The organism is Actinospica durhamensis (assembly GCF_018139695.1).
GTDB classification, from domain to species: Bacteria; Actinomycetota; Actinomycetes; order Streptomycetales; family Catenulisporaceae; genus Actinospica; species Actinospica durhamensis.
On record NZ_JAGSOG010000359.1, the window covers coordinates 1 to 7,357 of the forward strand.

Annotated in this window: 8 protein-coding genes; 5 read left to right on the forward strand and 3 right to left on the reverse strand. The window is 69.2% G+C overall.

All coding sequences use genetic code 11. From position 1 onward, the window contains the following. The 4 genes from KDL01_RS37265 to KDL01_RS37280 form a co-directional block, all read left to right on the forward strand. On the forward strand, positions 1 to 408 hold a 408-nt coding region (locus tag KDL01_RS37265; RefSeq protein ID WP_212533428.1), incomplete at its 5' end, for a DinB family protein. Positions 409 to 608: 200 nt separating this feature from the next. After that, positions 609 to 1,163: an RNA polymerase sigma factor gene (locus KDL01_RS37270; RefSeq protein ID WP_212533429.1), complete on the forward strand. Its 555-nt coding sequence runs from the start codon at positions 609 to 611 to the stop codon at positions 1,161 to 1,163. Continuing rightward, positions 1,153 to 1,728 carry a hypothetical protein gene (locus tag KDL01_RS37275; RefSeq protein ID WP_212533430.1) on the forward strand — a complete coding sequence of 192 codons (576 nt, stop codon included), beginning with the start codon at positions 1,153 to 1,155 and terminating at the stop codon, positions 1,726 to 1,728. Before KDL01_RS37270 ends, KDL01_RS37275 begins: the two co-directional genes overlap by 11 nt. Continuing rightward, positions 1,725 to 3,239, forward strand: a complete 1,515-nt coding sequence (locus KDL01_RS37280; RefSeq protein ID WP_212533431.1) for an MFS transporter — start codon at positions 1,725 to 1,727, stop codon at positions 3,237 to 3,239. The genes KDL01_RS37275 and KDL01_RS37280 overlap by 4 nt, the downstream gene beginning before the upstream one ends. On the opposite strand, the gene KDL01_RS37285 is transcribed toward KDL01_RS37280, so the two are convergent. Continuing rightward, positions 3,205 to 4,626 (reverse strand): MFS transporter, encoded by a 1,422-nt coding sequence (locus KDL01_RS37285; protein ID WP_212533432.1) that lies wholly within the window; start codon positions 4,624 to 4,626, stop codon positions 3,205 to 3,207. The two genes, KDL01_RS37280 and KDL01_RS37285, sit on opposite strands and share 35 nt — an antisense overlap. 113 nt (positions 4,627 to 4,739) lie before the next feature. Continuing rightward, on the reverse strand, positions 4,740 to 5,153 hold the full coding sequence (locus KDL01_RS37290; protein ID WP_212533433.1) for a PPOX class F420-dependent oxidoreductase: 414 nt from the start codon (positions 5,151 to 5,153) through the stop codon (positions 4,740 to 4,742). A gap of 318 nt (positions 5,154 to 5,471) precedes the next feature. On the opposite strand from KDL01_RS37290, the gene KDL01_RS37295 reads away from it, so the two are divergent. Next, positions 5,472 to 5,831 carry a VOC family protein gene (locus tag KDL01_RS37295; protein ID WP_212533434.1) on the forward strand — a complete coding sequence of 120 codons (360 nt, stop codon included), beginning with the start codon at positions 5,472 to 5,474 and terminating at the stop codon, positions 5,829 to 5,831. Positions 5,832 to 6,028: 197 nt separating this feature from the next. On the opposite strand, the gene KDL01_RS37300 is transcribed toward KDL01_RS37295, so the two are convergent. Further along, a complete protein-coding gene (locus tag KDL01_RS37300; protein ID WP_212533435.1) occupies positions 6,029 to 7,090 on the reverse strand; it encodes an alpha/beta hydrolase in 1,062 nt (353 codons plus the stop codon). Positions 7,091 to 7,357: the final 267 nt, after the last annotated feature.

The following is a 7,357-nucleotide window of genomic DNA, read 5'->3' on the forward strand; positions in this document are numbered from 1 at the left end:
GCCCCAGACGGCCTCTTCCGCGCCGACCCACGCCCACCCCGTTCCACCACTCGCCCGCCCATCACCACGATCACCACAATCGCCTGGCGAACCTGGCACATCGGCGCTGACTGCCTGCGTGGCTACCTGCGCTTCTTCGACCCCGACATCGAACTCCCCGAAGACCGACACCTCTGGCCCGGCACCGCCGACGCGGGCCTCCGCACGCTCGCCGATGACTGGGAGACGTTCATCGCCCACATCGCAGCCCTCGGCGACCAACGCCTCCTCGAGCCCATGGGCCCGCACGCCGGCGCGTTCGCACACGAAAGCTACCTGCTCCTCGCGCTGCACGCCTTGGACGAATCCGCCCACCACGGCGGCGAACTCGGCCTCCTGCGCGACCTCTACCTCCGCGCCACGACCTAGCCCGATCCGCCCCCACAGCACTGGAACCACGGCACCGGAGCCCCATCACTCAAACCACACCACGCTGTGATGTCACGAATTCGACCCCTCGCGACACCTCTCTATGAACCTATAAAGGCGCCCCGAGCGGGTCGGCCCGAACGGAACGTGAAGGGGGCGCGGAGGTGCGAAAAGCAAAAGCGGAGGGAAGTAGGGGGCCCATGGTCGACGGAAGCGGAGGTGAAGCGGCCGACGGCGCGGAGGTATTCGCGGAGCTCTACCGAAAGTACCGCTCGCCACTGGTCTGGCACGTCCGGTCCCAGGGCGCGACGGAAGCCGAAGCACACGACGCGGTGCAGGAGGCCTTCGCCGTCGCGTTGCGGGCGGGCGGAATCGACGACCAGCGGGCTTGGTATGCCTGGCTGCGCACGGTGTCGGTGCGAAGTTTCCTGCATGCCCGGCGCGCGTCATACGGAAGCGGACAGGTTTCGGTCGAGACCGTGGCGCCGTCGGATCTGCCCGAGCCCGCGCCGTCGTCCCGCTTCCCGGTCGACGAGAGTGTGGGCGAAAAACTGCACGAAGAAGATGTCATGCGTCTGCTCCGGGGCCTTCCGGCCCGGCAGCGCGAGGTGTTCTGCATGCACCTGGACGGCTTCACCACGCCGGAGATCGCGGACCGACTCGGCATTCACCAGACCGCCGTCCGCCAGAACCTGTCGCGTGCCCGCAGGCTCCTGCAGAGCTGGATAGGCGAGGGAGTACTCAGTGAACCATGATGACGCCGTCGACTCGAACGACTTCGAGGACTGTGGCGACAGCGGCGAGGACCACTTCCACCACACGCGCGCACGCTTCATCGCGCGGAACGACCAATCGTTCGACTTCCCAGCCGGACTCGCGGACGTCTTCACGCGAGCCGTACGCGCCGACGACGCGATCTGCCGGCAGGTCGACCGCCTGCTCTCAATCCTCTCCCTACTCGAGCCACCCACCGGCGCAGGCCCAAGCCCAGCCCTAGCCCCCGCGCCCTCGCCGGCACCCGCTGCAGAGCACGTTCGACAGGCGCGAGAGCTCATTATCGAATTCCGATCCATCATCGCCGCGACGCCGCGGCCTCATCCTGACCGAGCCCGCCTCGGAACTCTGCTGGCGAGCGTGTCCGACCACCTCGAGTCGGCCGCCTTGGCCGACGGCATCGTGCTGATGACCCAACTTGACCGCATCCGCGAGATGGTCCGCGGCGAACACACGCACCCTGACCAAACAAATGACGAAAGTCGAGCAACGACCACCCGAAGGGAGGCAACGACGTGGAGTGGCGGGACCGAGACAGAAGCATGAGACCACCCCAGCAGCACGAAAACCACGGCGACCCGGGCAATCACACCAACCACGGAAGCCCTAGCACCACCAACCGCCACAGCAGTCGTGAGAACCACGGCAACTCGCTGGGCCACGATGACCACGAAAACACGGCGACCCGAAATCAGCCCGGCAAGGATCAGTCGCACGTTACCCGTCGGACATCCGCCTGGCGCAGGCCCGCAGCACTGGACGGCCTCACCGTTCTACGACATCACAACTTCGGACTCTTCTTCGTCGGCTATGCCACCTCACTCCTAGGCTCATCGATGGCGGGTGTGGCGCTGGCGTTCGCCGTGCTCGACAGCGGCGGGAGCGCGAGCGAACTCGGGCTCGTTCTGGCCGCGGTGCCGGTCACCCAACTGCTCTTCATGCTGTTCGGCGGAGTGGTCGCGGACTGGTTCGGTCCGCGACGGGTGATGCTGGTCGGCGACACGATCCGCTGTGCGGCGCAGGCGGGGCTCGCCTGCTCGCTGCTGACCGGCCATCCGGGGGTGTGGACGTTCATCTCGCTGTCGGCGGCCCGGGGCGTGGGTGAGGCGCTGTTCAATCCTGCACTCAGCGCTCTGGTCGTACGCACGGTGCCTCGAGAACGGCTCGGCGACGCGAACGCGCTGCTGGGATTCGCCCAGTCGGCGGCCAAGGTGGCCGGTCCGACGCTCGCGGGGGTGGGTATCGCGCTCGCGAGCGCCGGGGTCGTGGTCGCGATCGACGCGGGCACCTATACCTGTAGCCTGCTGGCACTCGGTCTGCTTCGGGTGCGGGAGGTTCCCACCGTCGGCCGGCCGTCGATGCTTCGCTCGATGGGCGAGGGCTGGTCCGCGTTCAGATCCCGGTCGTGGCTGGTCACTTCGACCTTGCAGTTCACCTGCCTCAACTTCCTCGTGTGGGGACCGTTTTTGGTCCTCGGTCCGGTGCTGACACATCAGCTACCTGCCGGAGCACGCGACTGGGGCTTCATCATGGGCGGCTACGGTGTCGGATCGATCCTGGGCGGGTTGCTCGCTCTGGGACGACATCCCGGCAGACCGCTCTTCGTGGCCACGGTCGCAACAGCCGGATACGCAGCGCCCTGCGCGCTCCTCGCCGCGCACGCACCGGTCGCGCTCATCGCGGCGGGCGCCTGCCTGGCGGGGATCGGGTCGACCGTGTCGGCGGCGTTGGCAGATACGACGACGCAGCGACATACGCCAGCGGACGTCCTGGCCAGGGTGCGCACCTTCCAGACCTTCGGCGCGTTCTCGCTCGGACCGATCGCGCTCGCCTTGGCCGGCCCGGTCTCCGCACAGTTCGGCGCACAGCGCGTACTGGCGTTCGGAGCGATCTGGACCGTCGTCAGCGTCGCTGCGGTGCTCGCCGTACCGAGCGTACGCACAGTCAGCTGGGACGGGGTGAGTGAGCACGAACAGGGCCCTGAGGCGCACCTGCCCACGAGAGCAGGTCCTGCAACGACGGTCACACCGCCGCCGGCCCAGAGGAGGGTGCCGTAGTAGTAGCGGCCGCAGCGTCGGCCGACGGGGCAGGCGAGTGCGAGCCGGTGACTGGTTCGGCGAGATGCGCGCCGCCCCGGAGGCCCCGGCCCCGGAGACCTCGGAGACCGCGGCCGCCCCGGAGCTCGCGGGGGCCGCTGACGAGCGCGAGGATGCCGACCGCAGCGGGAAGTGCGCCGGAGGCGAGCATGGTGAGACGCGCGTGGGTACTTCCGAAGGCCGCGCCGGTCAGGTAGCCGAGGAGGGCGCAGGTTCCCCCAAGGATGCCGAAGGCGGACCAGGCGCGGCCTTGTTCGTCCTGGTCCACCCCTCGGAAGATCGCGGAGGTGATACCGACGTTGAACAGACCGTTCGCGGCGCCGCCGAGGACGAACGCGGCGATCGTCGCCCACTGATCGACCAGCACAGCGGGGACGGCGATGCACGCGCCCATCGCGAGCGCGCACGTCGGCATGAAGCGCCACCAGGTCGCGCCCTGAAGGTGGGCCCGGAATCGGAACAGTGCCGGGCCGAGCAGCATGCCGACCGACCAGGAGCCGATGACGACGCCGTACATGGTGGGTGCGACGCGCATGACGTCGCGGAGGAAGAAGACGCCGACGATTCCCTCGAGGGAGGTACCGAACATCACCCCGACCAACATCGCGGTACCGGGACCTCCGAAGGCCCGCGGGCTGGTGAGCCGTGCGAAGCCGACCAGAGCGTCGGCGGGACGCACCGAGGTGCCACGGGCGGGCCGCGGGAGCGTCAGCCCTCTCATGGCCACCGCTCCGAGCGCGGCGAGGCCGACGAAGCTTGCGGCGTCGACGAGGAAGAGCACGTGGGTGGCGGAGGCCTGGAACGTCGCGGCAGCAGCGACCGTGCCGCCGACCGCGGCGAATCCGTCACAGATGCCGGACCAGCGCGCGACGTTCGTATGCCGCGACGCATCGGTGACCAGGCGCAGCAGCACCGTGCCGACCGGTCCGATCAGCGCGGCCAAGCTGCTGGACGTGGCGACGAGCGCGACGATCGCCCACGGCGCCTGCGTGCGCGACATGCCCAGAAAGCACACGGCTTGCAGAGCGAGGACCGCGGGCCAGAGCCAGCGCCGCAGGAACTTGTCGGTGACCACGCCCCCGATCAGGCCGAACAGAAGCGGAGGTATCAGCTCGGCGGCGAAGACCGCCGACAACAGACCCGGCGAATGCACGGCAACCGCGAACAACGCGTACGCGATGGCGGCGAACCGGTCGCCGACGGCGGAGATGAGACTGCCCATCAGCAGCAGCCAGGCGCGCTTCCCCACAGCCGGGTCCACTTCCTCGCTGCTCGTCCCAGTCCGGCGGCCCATGAACCAAGAAGAAAGGGCCCCGCGAGCGTAGCCGCCCCGCGGCGGCGTCCGCATCACGATTTCGTCGGCGTGGGCGCGGCCGCGGCCGCGTAGCTGGCTGCATGGCCAGCGGCCGGAGCCAGAACCGGAGCGGGAACGGCGCGGGGCGGCGCGGGCCCAGGGGCGGCTCAGTTCACGTCGCGGTTGTCCGTCTGGAGGTTCTTCATGTCGAACTGGTGGTTGATGCCGAAGCTGATGATGCGGCGGGGGCGGATGCGGATCACGGCACCGTCATCGCCTGCGGCGGGGTCGCCCGGGCCGCGCACGGCTTCGGCGGTGCCGCGGATCTCGAGGCAGCGGATGACCGGGGGTGCCATCGACGCGACATCGTCGATCACGATGGCGACCCGGCCGTTCGCGGCCACGTTGCGGAACTTCCGGCTGCCCGCCATGCCGTGGCCGACTACGTCGATGGTGTCGAGCTCCGTGTTGTGGGTGAAGCCCACCGGGCTCACCTGGAGCGTCCCGTCGGGCTGGACGGTGGCCATGCGGGCGAGCGACTGCGCGGCCAGGTAAGCGGTCTCCTGCTCGGTGAAGATCATGCGCACACTGTAGCGAAGCACGCCGCGGCAGAGCCCGAAACCCGACGGCCTGTCAGCGCTACAGCAGACCTGCGACGCGGAGCAAGTCATCGGCAGAGCAGGGCAGAACTGGATCGGCGACGCGCGTGATTCGTCGGCGGGGCCGGGAGCTGATCGACGCCATGGAGTAAGCCATAGGCAAGGCCGGGCGGCCGCCGACGACGACGACGAACCAGAGACACGGCGCATGTGGACGGATCGACAGCTTGGGCGAAACGTCACGCGTGGCGCGGGCCGGTTCTGCCGCGGGGCGGCTCGAGGCGGGGCATGCTGGGTGACATGGACGTGTCCGTACTCTTCGCCGCGATCGCCGTGGCGGACCTCGAGGTGGGGCTGGCCTGGTACGCCGATTTGTTCGGGCGTGCGCCGGACATGCCGGTCAACGAGTCCGAGTCGATGTGGCGGTGTAGCGACTCTGCCTGGCTCTATGTACTGCGCGACGCCGAGCGTGCCGGGTCGTCGATCGTGACGATCTGTGTGCCGGACCTGGACGCGGTCATGGCGGAGTTCGCCGGACGGGGCATCTCGCGCGTGCCGGTGGAGCAGGTCACGGCCTCGGCGCGAAAGGCGACGTACATCGATCCGGACGGGAACCGGGTGGCCGTGATCGAGGTCCGGCAGGACGAGCGGGCGGCCTGACCGGCGGTGTCCTCACAGCCGCAGGCTCAACGAAAGAGTGGCGGCGTCTTTCAGCCGCAGGTCCGGCCAGACAGGCGCCGTCTTCACAGCCGCGAGTTCGGTGCAACGGTTCGGCAGCCTCGCCAGCCGCGGGGCCGGGGAGACGAAAGCCGGACTGATCAGCCGCGGGGCTCCGAGGCGAGTGGTGGGCGGACTGGTCAGCCGCGGGCGCGGGTCCAGGCGGCGAAGTCGCGGATGCCGTCGACGACCGCGTTGAAGCGTGCTGAGTTGAAGCGGTCGAAGGAGTGCTGGCCGCCAGGCAGTACCGCGAAGACGACCGGCTCCGCGGACGCGGCGCGCAGGCGGTCGGCGAAGTGGGCGGCGTCCTCGACGGGGACCAGTGTGTCGTGACTGCCGTGGGCGATGAAGAACGGCGGAGCGTCTGCGGTCATATGGGTGAACGGGCTGAACTCCGTGCCGTTCAGTTCACCGAAGTAGCCGGTGAGGTAAACCACTGCGGTGACCGAGGTGTCGGCCTGTTCGAAGCCGGGTTGGTACGCCGGATCATTCGGGGTGAGTCCGGCCAACGCGGCGAGCATTCCGCCGGCCGACGTGCCGGCCAGGAAGATCGTGCCGGGGTCCGCGCCGTACTGCGCTCCATGCTCGCGCACCCAGGCCAGCACCTTCTTCACGTCGATCAGGTGCTCCGGGAATCCGACCCGGGGGCTGAGCCGGTAGTTCGCGCTGACGCACACCCAGCCCTCGGCCGCGAGACGGTAGAGCAGGGTGCGCGCCTCGATGTTCTTTCGGCCGCGGATGAGCGCGCCGCCGTGCAGGTGGATCAGCACCGGGCCGGGCGCGCTCTGCTTGCGGGCCCGGTAGACGTCGAGGCGGTTGCGCATCCCGGCGTCGCCGTAGGAGAGGTCGGCGACGCGCTGGACGCCGCGTCGGCCGAAGACCCACGGCACGTTGAAGATCCCGAGCCACGCCGGTCGACGCGAACGCGCCGGCAGCGCCCCGCCGGTTCGCTCGCGCCAGTCGGCACCGAGTCCGTCATCGAGGGCTCTCTCGATCACGCGGTCGGCGCGGGCCCCCCGCAACGCAAGCGCGATCAGACCCGCCGCTGTCACCACGAACAGGGCCGTGCCGATCCAGCCGACCGCCGAGCCGAGCCCCGGCTCGCCGAGACTGCCGAGCACCGAAGCGGCGAGGACCACGAAGACCGCGAGCGGCGCCTCGTTGTAGACCACACCGAGGAACAGGCTCAGCAGGCCCAGCACGAAGGGGCGGCGCGGGCCGGTATAGTACTCCAGTCGTAGATCGTTACTGACGTGAAGTCAGCTACGTTGCGCTGCAATGGATCTACGGTTGGCGACTGCCTTGGCGTCGGGTGGGCGCACGCAGGCCGCCCCGTGATCACGGTGTTGTGACGCAACATGACATGGAGGCGGCCTGCGCCGTCATTGTAGATCCCGAGCCGGCGGACGCGGTATTCGCGGAGCTCACAGCGGGGCTGGCGCCGTCTTTTCAGCGCCGTGACCTGCGGG